Below are 20390 nucleotides of genomic sequence, written 5' to 3'. Positions count from 1 at the left end.
TTTTCATATAATATTTGATTATCTTAATAAATTTAAATAAAATGTAAATTTTTGCTAGTATTAATTGGAAATGTCACATGCAAGTTTTTTGCATGTGACATTGTTTTTGTCTACCTTGTAATAAAATAGTTGTATTAATAAATTTTAAAAAAATGAAAGGAGACTTTAAAATTATATGAAAAATTTAGAAAAATATATTTGTGTTTTTGACAAATATCGAAAAGAAAATAAATATCAACACTTTAAAATCGAAGAGAATTACAACACTATTTTGAAAATGCAAGGAGCTCTTGGGACACAACGAAAATTACGATCAGATCAAATCGATCTAGAACAACTTTATAATATTTTACAAGAACTTTCTGAAGGCTTCTCAATCCAAGAAGTAGCCAAGATTTTTGATAGAGACATTCGAAGTATAAAAAGCAAAATCCAAATTATTACAAATCGCAGACCACTTAGTTTAGATAAACAAAATCGCTATGTTTGTCCGAAGTGTTCAAAAAGAGTAATGCGGGTTAAAACCCTTAATTTTACCAAACTATATGAACATTTATCAGGGTATTCGTTTTCGCGACTCTTTTTTGTAAGTGATACAATTAAAGAGAAATGAAAGGCCTACAGAAAATATTGGTATAGTGAGCTTAATACATACAATAAAAATAGAAATAAAAAGAATTTGCAGCAAAAAGAAGTTAAGAAATCAGTTACCTATCTTGTGAATTCTTTTAAAAAATTATCACCTGATGAATTCGCTCCTTCACCTAGTACAATTTATAAAATAATCAAAAAATACCCTTATTTCCTTGAATTTGACCACATTGTTAAAAAATCTGAAGGAAAATATGGCATAAGGAAGAAGAAACAAACCAAACCTAAAACATTAAAATATGCTACAGAAATTTCGAAACGTCCAGCTTATATTAATGATCGCTCTGAACACGGCCATTTTGAATTAGACACCGTTATTGGTACAATCAATGATACATATTGTATTGTAACCATAATTGAACGGCAAACCAGAATGTCTTATGCTATGCTCTCAAAACGCAACTCCAAAGCTATAAAACAAACTCTTCTAAAGCTAATCAAGAAACATAACTTAGACATTAAAACTTTAACAGTTGATAATGGTAGTGAAAATGTCTTATTGCACCAGGTTATTCCAACTGAAAGACTATTTAAATGCCAACCATATAGTTCATGACAAAAAGGTTCAATAGAAAATATGCACCGCTTAATTAGGTATTACATTCCCAAAGGAAAAAGTCTAGATAAATACTCTCAGCAAGAAATTGATTATATGATGGATAAAATAAATAACTATCGGCAAGTTGTAAGGCAATATAAGATAACCTAAAAACTTTTTTAATCCCCCGCCTTTGATTGCAATCAAAGGGGCCTTACTTTTGGCAAAAGTAAGCAAAACCGACGAGAAAACACTGCCGTGTTTTCTGTTTTCGCATACATTTTTTATGTAAAATTTATGTTAAAATTAAAACGCAATTATTTTGTTAATATCTCGCAAGTGACTTTTCCAAAAAACAAAATTTTTGCTAGATATATTTAAAATTTATTTCAGGAGTAAAAGCAAATTTTAAAATATCTGTATATATTTTATTATATTTATATAAATTACATGCAAAAAAAAAAAAAAAAACATACTAAATATAATTCTAAAACAGTGGACTTTGCTTGAAAAGTTAATTATTCTATAAATTTAATTTTATATTAATGCTAAATCATATAAAATTAAACCATGAAAGATATTATTTATTTACATACTAATACTGAATATTCGTTTTTAAATTCAACAATTAGACTTAACGACTTATTTAAACTTGCAAAGCAAAAAAAAGTTAAATATTTAACATTAACTGATTTTGAAAATTTCCACGCTTTACAATTTTATTGAAATTTTCAAAATGAATATGACTTTAAATTAATATTAGGGGTTGAATTAAAACTAACAGAAGGTTTTCAAATTATTGCTTTAGCTAAAAATAATTCTGGTTTTTTAAAATTAAAAGAATTAGTTTTAGCTAAAAGCACTCAAGCAGAAATTTCATATTATGATTTAGATGATCCTAATATATTTTTAATTGATCACTTTGAATTAGGAGCAAAAGCTAAGAATATTAAATTAGATAAATATTTAGGTAATTTTTATTTAAATGCCAAAACAATGCAAGAATATCAAACAGTATATGCTCCTACTAAAAAGATTTTATATTTTGATGATAATGAATTATTACCAATTTTAAATAAAATTGGTAATTTAGATGAAAACAATACTATTTATAGTGAATATTATGAAATAGGTGAATTTTCTGATGTTAATGATGAAGTATACAATAATATTTTATCCATTGTCAATAGTATTGAAAATTTTAAACCTGATACGTCTCTTAAATTACCAAAATATTCAAATAATTCAGTAGAACAACTACTTAATTTAATAAATGGGGAACGTTATCATCAAATTATTAAAAAATATGATAAAGAATTAGTTGATCAACGAATTAACTTTGAATTTAAAGTAATTAAAAAAATTGGGTTTATTGATTATTTTTTAATTATTCAAGATGTAATTAACTATGCTAAAAATAATAATATTTTAATAGGTCCTGGCCGTGGCTCTGCTTCAGGTTCATTAATTTCGTATTTAATTGGTATAACTTCAGTAAATCCAATTGAATTTAATTTATTGTTTGAAAGATTTTTAAATTTAGAAAGAGTTGGCTTGCCGGATATTGATATTGATATTCAAGATAACAAACGAGATTTAATTTTTGAATATTTAGCTAAAAAATACGGGCAAGATAAAGTAGCCTTTATTTCGACATTTCAAACTATGGCTTCAAAAAATTCCCTACGTGATGTTGGAAGATATTTAAATATACCACGCAGCGAATTAGATGCAATCTCGGCTTGTTTATCAATGCATGATCTTTCATTAGAACATGCTGCACTTAATAATAAAAGATATGCTTTATATGCACAAAAATATCCTAAATTACATTATTTAGCGTCGCGCCTTGAAGGTTTACCAAGACAATTAGGAATTCATGCAGCTGGCTTTATTATTAGCAATGAACCTTTAATTAATATTGTCCCAGTACAAGAAAGTAATTTTAAACTAAACCAATTACAAATGACAATGAATAATTTAGAACAATATGGATTAATTAAAATAGATTTTTTAGGTTTAAAAAATCTAACTTTTATTAATGAATTAGAAAGTGAAATTCCAAAAGATTTGCATTTTGACAAAGTAATTAATAATTCGATTGCTTTATTTAATGATTTACCAACTTTTAAATTGTTAAATTCAACTTTAACTGATGGTATTTTTCAACTTGAATCACCTGGAATGCGCAAGGCAATTAAAGAAGTGGTTATTGATAAATTTGATGATATTTATGCCGTTTTAGCTTTATTTAGACCTGGGCCAAGCAAATATATTAAAACTTATGCTAAAAATAAAATTAATCCATTATTTATTGATAAAATTCACCCATTATATGATAATATTGTAAAAAATACTTACGGAATTATTGTTTACCAAGAACAAATTATGCAAATAGTGCAAGATGTAGCTAATATGTCGTTTTCAAAAGCTGATTTATTTAGAAGGGCAATTTCTAAGAAAAAAGAACAAGAACTCAAATTATATAAAGATGAGTTTTTTGAAGGTGGACTAAAAAATGGATTTAGCAAGGAAACTTTAAACACAATTTATGCTAAGATAGAAAAATTTGCTGATTATGGATTTAATAAATCTCATGCAGTTGCGTATGCTTTTATTAGTTATAAATTAGCATATTACAAAGCAAGATTTCCAATGATTTTTTATAAGTATTTATTGTCAAATACTGGAGTTGATCAGCAAACTATTAAAAATTATGTTGATGAAGCAAGGTTGTTTAAAATTACCACTAAAATTCCAAACATTAATATTTCTAGTTTTGAATGTGAAATAAAAAATAATGTGATTTATTTAAGTTTTGCCTTAATTAAAGGAGTGGGGCAAGCTGCTATTGAGAAAATTATTAATGAACGTCAAAGAGGCGGTTTATTTACTAGTTTTATTTCCGCATGATTAAGGTTAAAAGTTGCTGGGCTTGGAGAAAGTATTTTAGAAACATTAATTAAAGCGGGTGCATTTAATGTATTTGGTAATGTTAAAATGCTTTTAGCAAGTTTAGATATTTGCCTTGACTATTATGAATTGTTTAAATTTGAAACTAAAAAATTAGATAACCCACTTGAGTATTTAAATAAATTTATTAGTGTTCATAAGTTTGGTGATCATTTACTAACTGAAGCCATTCAGGATATTGAATTTGAAAATGAATGAGAAATTAAATTACTTGGCTCAATGTATAGCCATGAATTTTTAAAAATTAATAATACTTCAAATTTACAAAATGAACCAAATGAAATTTGCTTATTAAATTTACAAGATCAAGCAAATTGGCTTAAAGTAAAAATTTTATCTGTTAGCAAAGGTAAAAAAGATAATCAACTGAATTTTAAATTACAAGATAATTCTAAGGCAGTGATTGCTTCAACTTGAAATACTAAATTGATTTCATGGTTAACTAAGGAACTACCTAAAACAGTTCGAGTATTAATACTAAAAAAGGATGATAAATATTATAATTTGAAAGATATCGAGGAATTAATTTATGAAGAATAATATATGTTCATTAGTAATTGATGGAAATTATTTACTATTTCAATCCTTTTATGCCACTTACCGCGGAGATTTAACTCAAATTTTACGTAATTCAAATGGAGTGCCTACAAATGCAATTGCAATTTTTTTATCTCAATTAATTAAGTTGTTAAAATTTATTGAACCAACTCATTTAATGATTGCATTTGATGCACAAGGCAAAACAAAGCGGCACAACATTTTTCCTGAGTATAAATCAGGGAGAATTAAAGCACCGCAAGAATTATTTGACCAATTTGATTATATAAAAAAATTACTTACCTTATTAGATATTAAATGAATTGAACAAATAGGAGATGAAGCTGATGATATTATTGGAACATATTGTAAAAAAATGTCTGGAGAAAAATATATTTTTTCATCAGACAAAGATTTATTACAATTAGTCGATTTAAATACTTCATATATTATTAAAAAAGGTTTGGATATTTCTATTGTTAATTTAGATAATTTTTATCAAATTTATCAATTAAATCCAAGCCAAATAACTACATTTAAAGGACTTAAAGGTGATACTAGTGATAATTTACCTGGGGTTCCAGGAATTGGTGATAAGACTGCACTAAAATTAATTGGAGCTTATAATAACTTTGAAAATCTTTATCAACTTTTAGAATTAGGGCAATTAAACGAATCCAAAAGCATTATTGAAAAGTTAAGCAAGGGTAAAGATTCTGGATTTTTATCTTACGAATTATCTAAAATTAATACTAATGTCCAAAATTTAAATTTAGATATTGATTTTTATTTATTAAATATAAACTATGATAATGCATTAGATTATTTAAATGAATTAGAATTAGAAAAATTTAAACTAGAACTAAAACGCTTTTTAAATAAAAAATAAAAATGGTTGCAATAGTTGGTAAAATATGTGTTGGCAAAAGCAAAATTTTAAAATTATTATTTAATAAAGGCTATCATGTTTTAGAAGTAGATCATTTTGTTACGTTATTATATAAAGATATTAATTTTGTCAAAAAGGTAAAAAATTTAGTAAAGTGTGATTTGGTAACAAAAAATACTTTAGATAAACAAAAAATTAAAAGATGAATTTTATTGGATATACACAATTTGCAAATATTAGAAAATTTAATAAATATCGAACTTTATATACACCTACAAAATCATATCTATGATTTTGTAGAATATCCAATTTTATTTAAGGCACCTAAAGAAATAATAACGTTATTTAGCGAAGTTTGACATGTACAAATTCCGGAAATAAGGCGAAAAAGTTTTTTAAATAAAAAATATGGAAAAACTGATTTAATAAAAAAATTAGATACTTTAAATACTTATAATTGGCAAAATAAGGAACTTTTTAATAATTTAAAGGTTGTGGATATCTCTTGGGAAAAAGCATTAGTTTACCCTAAGAAATAATTATTATCTTTTAAATTTATAAATATTATTTAAAATTGTTTTGCATTTAAACCAAAAAGGAGTAATCATTATGAATTTTTTAGATTTTGACTATTTTAAAATTTCACTTAAAACAACTATTTATAATTCTGATTTAAGTAATTTACGTAAATATTATGCACCTATTTTAGATCATTTGAGTATTTTACTTTATGAATACTTAAATGATTTAGCTAAAAACAATGATCTCGTTACACCGTATAGTTTTGCTACTTTAAATTTATTATTAAATACTAATGAAACAAATTTGCACCAAGCTAGGATGCAACTTGAAGCATTAGGTTTAATTAATACTTACAAAGATAATGAAAGTGCAACAATTATTTTGGAATTACATAAACCATTACAAGGGCAAGAAATTATTAAAAATCCATTTATTTCACAAATGATTAAGCAAAAAGTTGGTGATGCTAACTTTAAGCGTTTAACAAGCCTTCCAAATAAAGTTGTTATCAATAATTTTGCTTTTGAAGATATTTCAGCTAATTTCTTTAATGTTTTCCAAGAGTCACTAACGAATTCACAAAATATTGTTAAGAATTTTTATCTTAAAACAGGTCAAGATCATATTAACGAGGATAAAATTAAAAATATTGTTAAACAACGTGAAGTTTATACTAAATTAGAAGTATCGAACATTAAATACGCTAATGACTATCAAGCATTAATGCAGCTTAGGCCTAGTGAATTTATTATGCAAATGACTAACAATAATAATTTTGAATTAAATGAAGGCTTTTTAGAAACATGAACTAATGTGTTTAAGGAATCTAAAACCTTAAACTTAGTAATTTATTACAGTATTAAGCGTTATAAAAATGATACATGGCCTAAATATGTTAATTTATTAATTAAAGAATTATCTGATACTCATCTTAATGAATTTAGTGAAGTTGAAGCATACCTGGATGGTAAATTTAAAAATAGTACCCGTACCAAAAAAATGTATGAAGAAAAACTAATTTTAAAAAATGATTATTTAAAAGGTTTAAAAAATGTCTAAACTTAATTTTTCGACTAATGATAAAAAACTCAATCAAGCACTTAGTAGTGATATAGATCAAGATAAATTAATTACAAAATTAAAAAATAATAAATTTCTTGCAAACCTTATTCAAAAACATAATTTAAATGACCAAGAAATTTTTACATATCTGCCCCAAATGTTAATTTTAGAACAAGAAAGCCATAAAACTAATTTAGTTTGACAAACAACAATTGCTAGAAATCATAAAAATAAGCTAGTTTTTGGCAAACAACTCAGTGCTACAAATTTAACAAACGAATTTAAAATAAAAACAAATATCTTATTTAAAGATTATAATACATATTCAAATGATGATCTTTTAACTAAAGCTATTTTAAGTTTATTTCAAGATGAATTAGATATTTATGAATATTTAACAGATTTGTATAACAAAAAAACAAATTTAGACACTTTATACATAACTGGGTCAATTAAATCCAAACGCTCTTATACTTTATCGTTAATTGCAAACTATTATGCAATTAACGATCAAAAAGTAGCCTATTTAGATATTAATTTACTAGAAGATAAACTTAAACGTAGTTTTAATAAATCAAATTTAGACATTGATTCTTTGTTAGAAGATTTAGTTAATGTTGATATTTTAATCTTTGATGAAATTGGTTTAAAGCAACTATCTTTATGGTTTTTAGATAGTTTCTTTTTACCTTTATTAAGTCAAAGGCTCCAAAATAAATCCAAAACATATTTTGGTTCATATTATAATTTTAATGAACTAGGCAAGCAACTTTTTAAGAAATCACCAAGTGGTGAAAATATTGACCCCAAAGGCCCACTTGCTAAAAAACTTATTTATTTAATTGATCAATTATCAAAAGAAAAGGTGTGAATCCATCATGAGTAAAAATCCATCAAAAATTGTTCTGGCTGGAACACCAAATTTTTCAGTACCAGTTTTTGAAGAAGTAATCAAACATTTTAACGTTGTTGCTATTGTATCGCAACCAGATAAACCAGCAAACCGAGGTTATAAGCTTGAAGCTACTCCTACAAAATTATTAGCCCAAAAATATCAAATTCCTCTATTTCAACCTAATAAAATAAGCGAAATTTATGAAGAATTAAAATCCTTGGATTATGATATTTTGCTAACTTGTGCTTTTGGGCAGTATATCCCAAGTAAAGTTTTAGATTTAGCTAAAATTGCCTCAATCAATATTCATGGCTCATTATTACCTAAATATCGAGGCGCTGCTCCTTTGCAACATAGTTTACTAAACGGAGATTGTGAAACGGGTATTACATTAATTTATATGACTAAAGAAATGGATGCTGGAGATATGCTTTTTAAAGCATCATTGCAAGTTAGTGATTTAGATACTTCTGATTCATTATTTCAAAAAGTATCTAATTTAGCTAAAATGCAGATAACAAATTGATTAACTAAATTAATTAACAATGAAATCAATCCTGAAAAACAAGACGAAAGTTTAGTTACTTTATCACCTAAGTTACTTAAAGAAGATGCATTGCTAAGTAATCAGTTAACAACAACTGAAGCTTTTAATAAAATTAGAGCATATTCTTCAAATCCAGGGTGTTACTTATATTTAAACAACAAACGAGTTAAAATCTTTTATGCCAGTTATACTAAAATTCCTAATTCTTTAGAACTGATATTTAGAGATGGAACATTGTACGCAACTGATTACCAATACGAATCTAAAAAACGAGTTAAATTAGCTCAATGAAAATAACCTGGAAACATTTCCAGGTTATTTAATTATTTTTGTGAATTACTAATAAAAAACTAAAAATTTGTATTATAATAAACCAGTAAAAGATGAAATTTTACATTTACACTTTAAAATATATACTTTAAATTTTAATTTTATAATAGAAGGGACAAAATGAAAAAAGTTGCAATTAACGGATTTGGAAGAATTGGTAGATTATTCTTCCGTAGATTATTAGAATCAGGGTCAAACCTTGAAGTTGTGGCTGTTAATGATTTAACAGATGCTAAAACATTAGCTCACTTATTAAAATTTGATACAGCATTTGGTAGATTAAATGCTACTGTTGAAGCCAAAGAAGGCGCAATTGTTGTAAATGGTAAAGAAATTAAAGTCTTAGCTGAAAGAGACCCAGAAAACTTACCATGAGGAGAATTAGGAATCGACTTAGTTGTTGAATCAACTGGATTCTTTACTAAACGTGAAGGAGCTGAAAAACACGTTAAAGCTGGAGCTAAAAAAGTTGTTGTTTCAGCACCATCAGACAAAGATGTTAAAACAGTTGTTTACAATGTAAACCATAATATTTTAGATGCAAGCGATACAGTTATTTCAGCTGCATCATGTACAACAAACAGTTTAGCGCCTATGGTTAAAGTACTTGTTGACCAATTTGGTTTAAAATCAGGGTACATGACTACGATCCATGCTTATACTGGAGACCAAAGATTACAAGATGCTCCTCACAAAGACTTACGCAGAGCACGTGCTGCTGCGGCAAACATGGTACCTACATCAACAGGTGCTGCTAAAGCTATTGGATTAGTTGTTCCAGAAGCAAGTGGTAAGCTAGATGGTGTTGCAATTCGTGTGCCATTAATTACTGGATCATTAGTAGACTTAACAGTATTCTTAGACAAACAACCTACTGTTGAAGAATTAAATGCTGCTATGAAGGCTGCTGCTAACGAAACAATGAAATACGAAACAGAAGAAATTGTTTCTTCAGACATTGTTAATTCATCACATGGTTCAATCTTTGATTCAGCACTTACAACAGTAAAACCAACACCTGAAGGTAACTTATATAAATTATTCTCATGATACGACAATGAAATGTCATATGTATCACAATTAGTTAGAACAGTTGTTTACTTTGCTAACTTAGATAAATAGTTTTAATTAAACTACACAAAATATAACACCATAGCTTGTGCTATGGTGTTATTAATTATAAAAATTTTTTAAACTAAATAATTACTAAATATATTAGTTATAATCCCCAATTATAATTTGGAATAGTTAAATTTATTTATTATGGTATATTTTTTTGAGTAACAGGTGTACCTTAAATTTATTAAATGGAAATGTCACATGCAAGTTTTTTGCATGTGACATTGTTTTTGTCTGCCTTGTAATAAAATAGTTGTATGAATAAATTTTCAAAAATTAAAGGAGACCTTAAAATTATATGAAAAATTTAGAAAAATATATTTGTGTTTTTGACAAATATCGAAAAGAAAATAAATATCAACATTTTAAAATCGAAGAGAATCATAATACTATCTTGAAAATGCAAGGAGCTCTTGGGACACAACGAAAATTACGATCAGATCAAATCGATCTAGAGCAACTTTATAATATTTTACAAGAACTTTCTGAAGGCTTCTCAATCCAAGAAGTAGCTAAGATTTTTGATAGAGACATTCGAAGTATAAAAAGCAAAATTAAAATTATTACAAATCGCAGACCACTTAGTTTAGATAAACAAAATCGCTATGTTTGCCCTAAGTGCTCAAAAAGAGTAATGCGGGTTAAAACTCTTAATTTTGCAAAGCTATACGAACATTTATCAGGCTATTTGTTTTCGCGACTCTTTTTTGTAAGTGATACAATTAAAGAGAAATGAAAGGCCTACAGAAAATATTGGTATAGTGAGCTTAATACATACAATAAAAATAGAAATAAAAAGAATTTGCAGCAAAAAGAAGTTAAGAAATCAGTTACCTATCTTGTGAATTCTTTTAAAAAATTATCCCCTGATGAATTTGCTCCCTCACCTAGTACAATTTATAAAATAATTAAAAAATACCCTTATTTCCTTGATTTTGACCACATTGTTAGAAAATCTGAAGGAAAATATGGTGCACGGAAGCAAAACCAAACCAAACCTAAAACATTAAAATATGCAACAGAAATTTCAAAACGTCCAGCTTATATTAATGATCGCTCTGAACATGGTCATTTTGAATTAGACACCGTTATTGGTAAAATCAATGATACATATTGTATTGTGACCATAATTGAACGGCAAACCAGAATGTCTTATGCTATGCTGTCAAAACGCAACTCCAAAGCTATCAAACAAACTCTTATCAAACTAATCAAGAAACACAACTTAGAGATTAAAACTTTAACAGTTGATAATGGTAGTGAAAATGTCTTATTGCACCAGGTTATTCCAACTGAAAGACTATTTAAATGCCAACCATATAGTTCATGACAAAAAGGTTCAATAGAAAATATGCACCGCTTAATTAGGTATTACATTCCCAAAGGAAAAAGCTTAGATAAATACTCTCAGCAAGAAATTGATTATATGATGGAAAAAATAAATAACTATCGACAAGTTGTCCGGAAATATAAGATAATCTAAAATTTTTTTAATCCCCCGCCTTTGATTGCAATCAAAGGGGCCTTACTTTTGACAAAAGTAAGCAAAACCGACGAGAAAACACTGCCGTGTTTTCTGTTTTCGCATACATTTTTTTATCTAAAAATTATGTTAAAATTAAAACGCAATTATTTTGTTAATATCTCGCAAGTGACTTTTCCAAAAAACATGTACCTTAAATTTAATATACTACCACCAAATTTAATGGTATTGTGTTATAATTTAATAATAAAATAAAAAGAGGTAAACGTGATAAAAGTTAAGATAATATTTATATTAGATGTTTTATATTCGCTTTTACCATTATCAATAATTGGATGCAGTGTAAATTCGCCACATAAAGAAGTCACACAAAACCCAGATTTTCAAAATAATTTTCGAACTAGATTGCAAAGAGAAATAAATTCTATATATAGCAGTGCTAAAGACAAGTTTTTATCTTTTGCAACTGTAAATAAATTTATTCCTGAGGCTATTCGAAATGATAAAGATAAATTTAAAAATTATGTTTTAAACTTTAAATTTTTTGAATCAGTTGGATCAAGCAAAAAATTAGATGTTTTGGTTAAGTTACAAACTAAAGAAGATTTTGATGAAATTATTATTAAAAGGTTCAAACAATTAAATAACAGTCAAGATTTAAAAATAAACGATACGGAAATACGAGAGGAATTTCAAAGAATTTATCTTAAAAACCAAAATGTATATGAATTTTTAAAATTTAATGATATTTATATTTATGATGATGGTTCTTTAGGTTTTTATTACTACTTTGTAGTACCATTTGAATATGACAACAATATCCAGTTAAATATCATTGAACCAGAAAGATACATCGATGAAGTAAATCTTCCACCAACAAATTCAACATGAGCTGTTTTTGCGTTACCAAAGAATAAAACTATTACTGTAAAAATGCTAAAACCACAAGATACTAATATGGATTCTGCTTCATCGTGAGAATTCAAGAACAAACTTATTAGTTGATACAATGATGAATTTAAAAATTATTTTAAATAATAACTGTAAATAATTTTAGTAAAAAGTTAACTTTTTATATTAATTCAATTATCATAATATTCTTATTTATAAACTTTCCTTAGAAAATAAATAATAATTTATTAATAATATTTTTTAACCCTTAAATAAATGGTTATTTGTTTATTTTTAGATTAAAGATTCTTTTGTAGAATAACTACTTTTTTGAACTACATTTTTAATTTTCTGCCCAGACTGTTGGGGTTAATCTTTTTTTATTTTTTGATTTATATTATGATGCTTTTGTTGCAAAAAAAAGATAATGAAAAAACAAACCAAAAAAATTTTTTTCTTCTTTGGCAACTAAATTGGAAAATTTATATATTTTTTGATGTTTTTACTGTCTAAAAAATCAGAACATAATTATTTATATTATTAAATTAACTACAAAATTTCAAAATGAAGCAAAAAGATTTTTAACCCCCCGCCCTTGATTGCAATCAAGGGGGCCTTACTTTTGAAAAAGTAAGCAAAACTCCCAGAAAACACGTGCCCGTGTTTTCTATTTTTATTATTTTCTTTTTTATTAAAAAATATTAAAATTAATATGCATCAATTTTTATTTCATCATTGATGCTTCTGTGTAATGTTCGAAGTATCTCTAAATACTCAGCCATAATCTTATTGGCTTCAAGGTTATTTCCTTGTGCATTCACAGAGACACTATTAAACTTTGAGATGTATAATTCAAGAGTTTTAAAAAATGAGTTTGTTTTCTTATGGATAAATGCTAGTTTTCCAACGGCAGGGATAGAATAATCTAAACCTTTCTCAAGAGCTCACATTTCTGTAAAGCTTAGATATTTTCCATTAGGTTCTTTGGCAAAGTATTTTTTTCCATTATATTTAAAATACAAATTATCATCAGAAGAATGTACTAACACAACATCAGAATTATAAGGAAATATAATCCTTTTGTCATGCATATCGAAAGCTGCAAGGTTTTTACCTTGGTATCTAACAACACCATTTAAAACTTTTCTATTAATCTCTAAATCAACGGCTCAATTGCCGTTTTTCTTTCCTTCTTTTTGAAAGACATTATGTTTAGAAATTATTTTTTTATTCCTCGTGTTGTAATAATTTTGAAATACTTCGTTATTTTGCTTTAAATCATTAATATCTTTATATCCGTTTTCATGAATTAATAATGGGTATTGATCTAATGATGTTCTAAAAGATCTCTCAACGTGTGGTTTATGTTTGGGATTAGATGAACTGAGTACTTCTATTCCTTTTTTATTTAAATCTTTTTCAAAAATTGTTTGTGTGTTTTCGTTTCCCCAAAAAGTTCTTCTTTTATCAGTATAAATTTTCTTTGGAAATCCATATTTCTTAAATACTATTTCTAACAGTCTTTGATATCCTAATGTTGTTTCTTGTTCTTCAAATCATGCTGCTAATAATGTTCCAGTGGCAACATCAATTGCATGATAAAGACAGAATGGTTTATTATTTTTTAAATATGGTTCAAGCTGAGCATCGATTTCAACAATTTCACCAAATTCTAAATTTTTCTTTAGACCCAAAACTTGTCTTTGTTTTTCATTTTGTTTAATTTGTTTATAATATTTTTTTAATAGCAATGTTGTCTCTTGTGAAGTTTTCTTCTTTGATAATTTTGCTATTTTTCTTCCTCTTTTGGTTGTATGTATATTAAATAATCCTAATTGGTTGAATCTTCTTACCAAAGTTTTGTAGGAAATTTTTTGCCTTATAAAAGAACCATATTCTGAATAATAATAACTTTTAAACGAAAGTTGGTTATTTGTTAGAACGCTATTTAAAATAATTTCACATGTTTTTAAATAATCTTTAAACACTAATTCAATTTCTGAATCTGTAACTTTGCAACTTCTTTGTTGATTTTTATTTTTATGACTGATGTCAATTTCTTGATTACTTTTTATTATTTTTTTATATCTTTTTACAGTTGATACACTGAGCTTTGTAATTAAACTAAGTTGAGATAAAGATTTTTCAATATTAGCAGCAATTAATATGAGAGATTGCTGTTTTTTTAGTTCGTAGTTTGTTAAGTTTTTGTACTTATCTATGTTATGTTTGATTCTCATAAATAATTTATACCATATTTTAATTAAATTAGTTCACTTTCCACGGGATTTATATATGGACCTAAATAGTTGTCATTGGACAAATGGTTATTTGTTTATTTTTAGATTAAAGATTCTTTAAATCTTATTGTATAATACAAAGGACACAAATAAACGGAGGCATTTATGAAACAAATACTATTTATAAATGGATCACTTAATACAAGTGATTCATCATATTCAACACAAACTCTAAACTATGTTAAATCATTATTTAACCAAGAAGAATACGCAATAGAGGAATTTAATTTAAATCAAACCATTTTTGCACAAAAGATTCTTACTAATGGTAATTTAAAAACCTTTTGACAAGAAGTTGACAGCGATATATGAATTAATAAACTTAAGCAAGTAGACTTATTAGTTATTTCAACTTCAATGATTAATTTTGGACCAACTGCAGCCTTAAAAAGTTTTATCGATGCAATTGCAGTTGCTGAAAAAACTTTTTCATATAAATATTCAACAACCAATGATGCAATTGGATATTTAACTAATTTGAATGTTTTAGTGATTGGTGCACAAGGCTCAAGTTTTGGAATTTATCCTTGAGGTGACCATATTAAATGATTAAAAGGAACTTTTAATTTCCTTGGAGCTAAAGCGATTTATAACTTTGATATTTATGGCACCAAAACAACTGAAATTGCTAAATTAAGACCAAGTGAATATGTGCAAAGCATTCAAGAAGAGATTAAAACTCTAGTTAACAAAATAAAAAGCAACTTATAATTAGCTATTTTAAACCATTTAATGCATATTATGTGCCTTAAATGGTTTTTATAAAAATTTTAAAAAAAATACCAAAAGATTTAATAAAATTTATTTATAGGGTAAGTTTATGAGTAAGTTTTTTAAAAAGTTTTTCAGATTTAGCACATTATTAAGTTTATCTTTTGTAACATACAGTTGTACAAATATTACTAAAGAACCACAGTTAGTTGATGATAAAGAACCTAAACAAATTGAAGTTAGCTCTGATAATGAAATAAGCAAAGATCAATTAAATTTTGAAAATATTTTTGAGTTGCCAGAAGATAAAAAAAATATTGGCCAGCTCTTTGATAATTTAAAAAATGAATATGAAACTAAGCAAAAAACTAAATTTAGTAAAATGAGATTATATGGTTGAACAAAAAACAAACAAGGTCGTAAAACTGATAAAATTCATTTGACAATGCCAGCTCTTGGTAACAATAAAAGAAATTCCTTACTAAAATTTCGAAAAGATCTAGATCTAAGCAACCTTCCATGAGAATATAATCCCCAGGGGCATTTTGTTAATACATCTTTTGATGAAACTACTAGAGTTTTAACTATTAAATATGTTTTAAATAATAAAACATATTTACAAAAGATTTTTATCCCAAAAGCAATAGAAACAAATAATTTAGAAAATCTCAACATTAATAAAAACATTGAAAATGCTGATACAAAACAAGATGTTATTAAAAATGAAAATTCAAATATACATAAAGATTCAGTTGCAAAAACAAAAAAACAAAATTCAAACAACTTTAATAATAATGAGTTATTAAATAGCACAAAATCTTTAACAAATAAACCTGAAGAAAGTCTTCCTTCAATTACCTCCGTTAAAATATCAACCTGAAATATTCAGAATTTCGGTAATAAAAAAATCACAAAAGAAGATTTTAGAATTCAAGCATTAGCAGAAATAATTTCTCTTGAAAAATTGCAATTTATTTCAGTTCAAGAAGTTAATTACGAGGGATTTAATGGTGTAAGTACTTTGGTTGAAGTTTTAAATGAAAAATATAATTTGAACTTTAAGTTAGCTAAAAGTCCTAAGGGCTTAAAATCAAAAGATCGTCTTGATTCTCATGCTGTTTGAGAATCATATGGTATTTTATATAATGCTAATAGTTTTGAACAACTCGATAATAGTGGTTTTGAAGATTTTGAAGGTAAGAATGTTGTTTTTACTCGTCCATTATGAATGTCATATTGGAAAGTAAAAAATTCTACTACTAAATTTTGAATTATTAATGGTCATTTAGATGGTCCAGGAGCAAACCGTAAGTATAATGAAATATTAAGCCCAATAATTGATGGATACAAATGAAGCTCGCAAGGAGACCAGGAAGTTAAAGAATTTCTGGACATCCATAATGCTTTTGAAAAACTAAAGGACTTTTATCCAAGTAAAACATTAGAAGATTTAGTTATTTTTAATGGTGATACCAATATTAAAGAAAATCATTTTATAAAATCAAATAATTATTATTTATCTAAAAAGTACGAATTAGGATATAAAAATTCCCAATCTAAAAATGACATTGAATCTTACAAAACATCATTTTCCAAAAAACGTTATGTGAATCCATATGATAAATTTATTGCTTTTGATCCAAATGATGAATTTGAAGCTTTGGACGCAAAAGATTTTAAATTTGATTTAAAAAATGTATTCAATAATAAATTAGATTATCAAAAGTATTTAGATTTATATATTAAAGAAAAATCTAGTTCACAATTAACAAAAGAAGAATTAGCCTTAAAGTTATCTGACCATACTTTTGCTAATGCTTTAATTAAGATAAAAAACCCTTAATTTAATTATGCAAATAATGGATATTTTATGGTAAAATAACATTTATGAAAAATACAAATAAAATTGCATTATCATGTGAACTTTGTAGACGTAAAAATTACTATACTAATAAAAGTTTGGGGAACCCTAAACGTCTAAAAATTAAAAAATATTGCATTCATTGTGCTACACATAGCTTACATCAAGAAGAGGTCTAAAGTGGAAGAATTAATTAAAGTTAAAGACAAAAAACCAAAAAGATATTGAATTAGAAAGTTAGTTAAGGAAATTAAACGAGTACGTTGACCTGACTTTAAAACTAATAAGAAAAATTTTATAATGACAATTGTATTTGCATTTTTATTCACTGTGTTTGTTTCATTAGTAACATATGGACTAACTGAACTGTGGTCAGTTTTATCATTAAATTAATAATTAAGTAGATGGAGATTATATGGAAACTATATTTAAATGATATGTTATTTCTACAATGAGGGGTAAAGAAGATGCGGTTATTGAATCGCTAAACAACCGGATTGAAGCTGAAAATATCTTAAAAGATTTTGATTTAAATGCTAATGAAGGCTCTGCATTTAAAATATTTCAAAGACCAACTTTAACCCAACGTGAGTGGCAAAAAAAAGAAGAAGGCTTACCATACAAGATTAAAAAAGTAAATTTATATCCTGGATACATTTATGCCAAAATGCATATGTCTGATGAAGCATGGTATTTAGTGCGTAACACCCAATATGTTACTGGACTAATTGGATCATCTGGAAAAGGGGCAAAACCAACTCCAATTGGCATTTTAGAAATTAAAAAAATGTTTAAACTTGAAGCAGACTATTGACGTTCATTTGAAGCTGGTGAAGATATTTTTGGTTATTATCAACCTGGTGATATAGTTGAGATTATCGATGGTGTTTATACTGGACATGAAGGAGGAATTACTTCAATTAATAATAATGAAAAACAAGTAACCTTAAAATTTGAAAGTTATGGTAAAGAACAAGAAATTACTGTTTCAATTGATACAATTGTTAAACTAAAGGACAAAGATTAATAAGTAAAACACAAATTTTTCAATTTGTGTTTTTTAAAGGAGTTATTATGTTGAGAATAATCAGTGGGCTATATCGTAACCGTAAAATAAATTACCCTGATTTAAAAATTGCTAGGCCAACAACTGATAAGGTTCGCGAAGCAATTTTTTCATCATCACAATTTAAAATTCAAAATAGCTATGTTTTAGATCTATTTGCAGGTTCAGGAGCTTTAGCCATTGAAGCTTTAAGCAGAGGTGCAAAATTTGCTGATATTGTTGAAAAGAACAAGGATGCTTATAAAATCATTAATGCCAACCTTTCTTCATTGGGAATTAAAAATGCTAATTTATACCAAGTTAATGCCCTTGATTTTTTATTAACTAAAAAACAAAGATATGATTTTATCTTTCTTGATGCTCCTTATCAAGATTATGATTTAATAAGCCAAGCATTAACCTTAATATCCCAAAATAATATTTTAAATAATGAAGGAGAAATAATTTTAGAAACAGATAACATTTCTAAAATTATAATTCCTGCTTCCTTATATATTTATAAAGAACGTAAATATGGAAAAATATATGTCTATTATGTTGTCAAACGATAAAAAAATAACAATTGGTCAAATCTTAGAATTAACATGCCAAGAACTAAGTTATGAAGGACTAGGCACAACTCGTATTAATAATAAACCAATTTTAGTTAGTAATTTTTACCCTAATGAAGTAGCAAAAGTTAAAATTGCTAAAGTATATGCTAAATATTGTGTTGGGATAATTGTTGAAATGTTGCAATATTCAAAGCATAGGGCAAATAAGCAATTTACTAATTTAGATGCTATGCCATTAGCTAATTTAAATTATCAAGCCCAGCTTGAGTTTAAACAAAGATATTTAAATTCATTATTTAAACGCAATTTTGCTTGAATAAATTTAAAAGAAATTATTGAAGCAAACCAAGTTTTTAATTACCGAAATAAGGCTAAATTTTTGCTTTCAATAGTTAATAATAAATTATCATTAGCTTCTTATTTAAAAGATGCTAATGATTTAAGTTATGATACTTCAAATTTAAGTTTAAATAATTTAGAATTAAATAAGGTTTTAGAATTAATTTTACTAACCATTAATAACTTTTATAATTACAATGATAAATTAATGCATTTAAATTTTTTTAAAACAATATTAATTAGAATAAATCATCTTAACTTGGTTCAAGTAGGTTTTGAACTTGAACCAAGTTATGATTTACCTAAAAATTTAATTAATGAATTATTCTTAATTGACAATTTAATTGAAATATATATTTTAAAAAATAATCAATATTTAAAACTTGCATGCAAAGATCAATTTCAAATTTCTTTGTTAAACAAAACCTTTAATTTAAATCTTAACTCTTTTTTCCAAGTTAATAGTGAAATAGCTTTTAAAATGTTTACTTTAGTTAAAGAAATAAACCATACTAAATACAGCAAAGTATTAGATTTATTTTGTGGGGTTGGAATTATTTCTACTTTAGTTGCTAAAGATAATCAAGAAGTTTTAGGAATTGATATTACTAAAGAAGCTATTAATGATGCTCAAAGATATGTTTTAAATAACAATTTAAAACATAAATATATTGCTAAAGATATTTTTAAATCGCAACATATTTTGAATACTTTTATTGATCAAAATACTCTAAGTATCATCGATCCTCCTAGGAGTGGTTTGAATACTGAGTTAATTAATTATCTAAATCAAAACAATATAAATACCTTAATTTATATTTCGTGTAACCCGAGAACTTTAGTAAGAGATTTAAAAGATTTTTTAAATAATGGTTATAGTATAAACTGAATTCAACCTTTTGATATGTTTCCAAATACAGCACATATTGAATGTGTAGCTTTACTAACTAAATAAGCTATAAGAAGTTTTTTATTCTTAAAAAAGAAATTATATTAAATGGGCACCAAACTAATGTAAATATTGGTTAGGCTGCCCATTTTTTAGCAATAACTTCAATATATAAAAGTTAATTTTTATTTTGCAATATCAAGCTTTTTATGTTTTTCCTTCCATATATATAT

The 20390-nt window shown here is 26.0% G+C and carries 18 protein-coding genes; 17 read left to right on the top strand and 1 reads right to left on the bottom strand.

The window, feature by feature from the left end:
* Positions 1–175: 175 nt before the first annotated feature.
* From AC0B4N_RS03110 to AC0B4N_RS03065, 10 genes are all read left to right on the top strand, one after another.
* On the top strand, positions 176–1360 hold the full coding sequence (locus tag AC0B4N_RS03110; protein WP_465101889.1) for an IS30 family transposase: 1185 nt from the start codon (positions 176–178) through the stop codon (positions 1358–1360).
* A 399-nt stretch (positions 1361–1759) separates the two neighbouring features.
* Positions 1760–4702: a DNA polymerase III subunit alpha gene (dnaE, locus tag AC0B4N_RS03105; RefSeq protein WP_465102399.1), complete on the top strand. Its 2943-nt coding sequence runs from the start codon at positions 1760–1762 to the stop codon at positions 4700–4702.
* Positions 4692–5588, top strand: a complete 897-nt coding sequence (locus AC0B4N_RS03100; protein WP_465102398.1) for a 5'-3' exonuclease — start codon at positions 4692–4694, stop codon at positions 5586–5588. The genes dnaE and AC0B4N_RS03100 overlap by 11 nt, the downstream gene beginning before the upstream one ends.
* A 2-nt stretch (positions 5589–5590) precedes the next feature.
* Positions 5591–6127, top strand: coding sequence for a nucleoside/nucleotide kinase family protein (locus tag AC0B4N_RS03095; RefSeq protein ID WP_465102397.1), 537 nt, complete (start codon positions 5591–5593; stop codon positions 6125–6127).
* Between the two features lie 70 nt (positions 6128–6197).
* Positions 6198–7169, top strand: a complete 972-nt coding sequence (locus tag AC0B4N_RS03090) for a replication initiation and membrane attachment family protein (protein ID WP_465102396.1) — start codon at positions 6198–6200, stop codon at positions 7167–7169.
* Positions 7162–8058, top strand: coding sequence for a hypothetical protein (locus AC0B4N_RS03085; RefSeq protein WP_465102395.1), 897 nt, complete (start codon positions 7162–7164; stop codon positions 8056–8058). The genes AC0B4N_RS03090 and AC0B4N_RS03085 overlap by 8 nt, the downstream gene beginning before the upstream one ends.
* Positions 8051–8911, top strand: coding sequence for a methionyl-tRNA formyltransferase (fmt, locus tag AC0B4N_RS03080; protein WP_465102394.1), 861 nt, complete (start codon positions 8051–8053; stop codon positions 8909–8911). Before AC0B4N_RS03085 ends, fmt begins: the two co-directional genes overlap by 8 nt.
* A 153-nt stretch (positions 8912–9064) precedes the next feature.
* On the top strand, positions 9065–10066 hold the full coding sequence (gene gap / locus AC0B4N_RS03075) for a type I glyceraldehyde-3-phosphate dehydrogenase (protein WP_465102393.1): 1002 nt from the start codon (positions 9065–9067) through the stop codon (positions 10064–10066).
* Positions 10067–10361: 295 nt separating this feature from the next.
* Positions 10362–11546: an IS30 family transposase gene (locus tag AC0B4N_RS03070; RefSeq protein WP_465102392.1), complete on the top strand. Its 1185-nt coding sequence runs from the start codon at positions 10362–10364 to the stop codon at positions 11544–11546.
* A gap of 267 nt (positions 11547–11813) precedes the next feature.
* On the top strand, positions 11814–12584 hold the full coding sequence (locus AC0B4N_RS03065) for a hypothetical protein (RefSeq protein ID WP_465102391.1): 771 nt from the start codon (positions 11814–11816) through the stop codon (positions 12582–12584).
* Between the two features lie 560 nt (positions 12585–13144).
* Here AC0B4N_RS03065 and AC0B4N_RS03060 read toward each other — a convergent pair.
* On the bottom strand, positions 13145–14677 hold the full coding sequence (locus AC0B4N_RS03060) for a transposase family protein (RefSeq protein ID WP_465102390.1): 1533 nt from the start codon (positions 14675–14677) through the stop codon (positions 13145–13147).
* 165 nt (positions 14678–14842) lie between these two features.
* Here AC0B4N_RS03060 and AC0B4N_RS03055 point away from each other — a divergent pair, with 165 nt between their 5' ends.
* The 7 genes from AC0B4N_RS03055 (at position 14843) to rlmD (ending at position 20223) form a co-directional block, all read left to right on the top strand.
* Positions 14843–15448, top strand: a complete 606-nt coding sequence (locus AC0B4N_RS03055) for an FMN-dependent NADH-azoreductase (RefSeq protein WP_465102389.1) — start codon at positions 14843–14845, stop codon at positions 15446–15448.
* Positions 15449–15557: 109 nt separating this feature from the next.
* Complete coding sequence (locus AC0B4N_RS03050; protein WP_465102388.1) at positions 15558–17291, top strand: MnuA family membrane nuclease; 1734 nt, start codon at positions 15558–15560, stop codon at positions 17289–17291.
* A gap of 44 nt (positions 17292–17335) precedes the next feature.
* Positions 17336–17488 carry a 50S ribosomal protein L33 gene (gene rpmG, locus AC0B4N_RS03045; protein ID WP_465101577.1) on the top strand — a complete coding sequence of 51 codons (153 nt, stop codon included), beginning with the start codon at positions 17336–17338 and terminating at the stop codon, positions 17486–17488.
* Complete coding sequence (gene secE / locus AC0B4N_RS03040; RefSeq protein WP_465102568.1) at positions 17454–17702, top strand: preprotein translocase subunit SecE; 249 nt, start codon at positions 17454–17456, stop codon at positions 17700–17702. The genes rpmG and secE overlap by 35 nt, the downstream gene beginning before the upstream one ends.
* 22 nt (positions 17703–17724) lie before the next feature.
* Positions 17725–18336, top strand: a complete 612-nt coding sequence (nusG, locus tag AC0B4N_RS03035) for a transcription termination/antitermination protein NusG (protein ID WP_465102387.1) — start codon at positions 17725–17727, stop codon at positions 18334–18336.
* A gap of 47 nt (positions 18337–18383) precedes the next feature.
* A complete protein-coding gene (rsmD, locus tag AC0B4N_RS03030) occupies positions 18384–18926 on the top strand; it encodes a 16S rRNA (guanine(966)-N(2))-methyltransferase RsmD (RefSeq protein WP_465102386.1) in 543 nt (180 codons plus the stop codon).
* A complete protein-coding gene (rlmD, locus tag AC0B4N_RS03025) occupies positions 18889–20223 on the top strand; it encodes a 23S rRNA (uracil(1939)-C(5))-methyltransferase RlmD (protein ID WP_465102385.1) in 1335 nt (444 codons plus the stop codon). The genes rsmD and rlmD overlap by 38 nt, the downstream gene beginning before the upstream one ends.
* The last annotated feature ends 167 nt before the right edge of the window (positions 20224–20390 follow it).

This window comes from Mycoplasma sp. 13536 (assembly GCF_055523495.1).
This window is presented reverse-complemented; position numbering and strand designations above follow the sequence as displayed.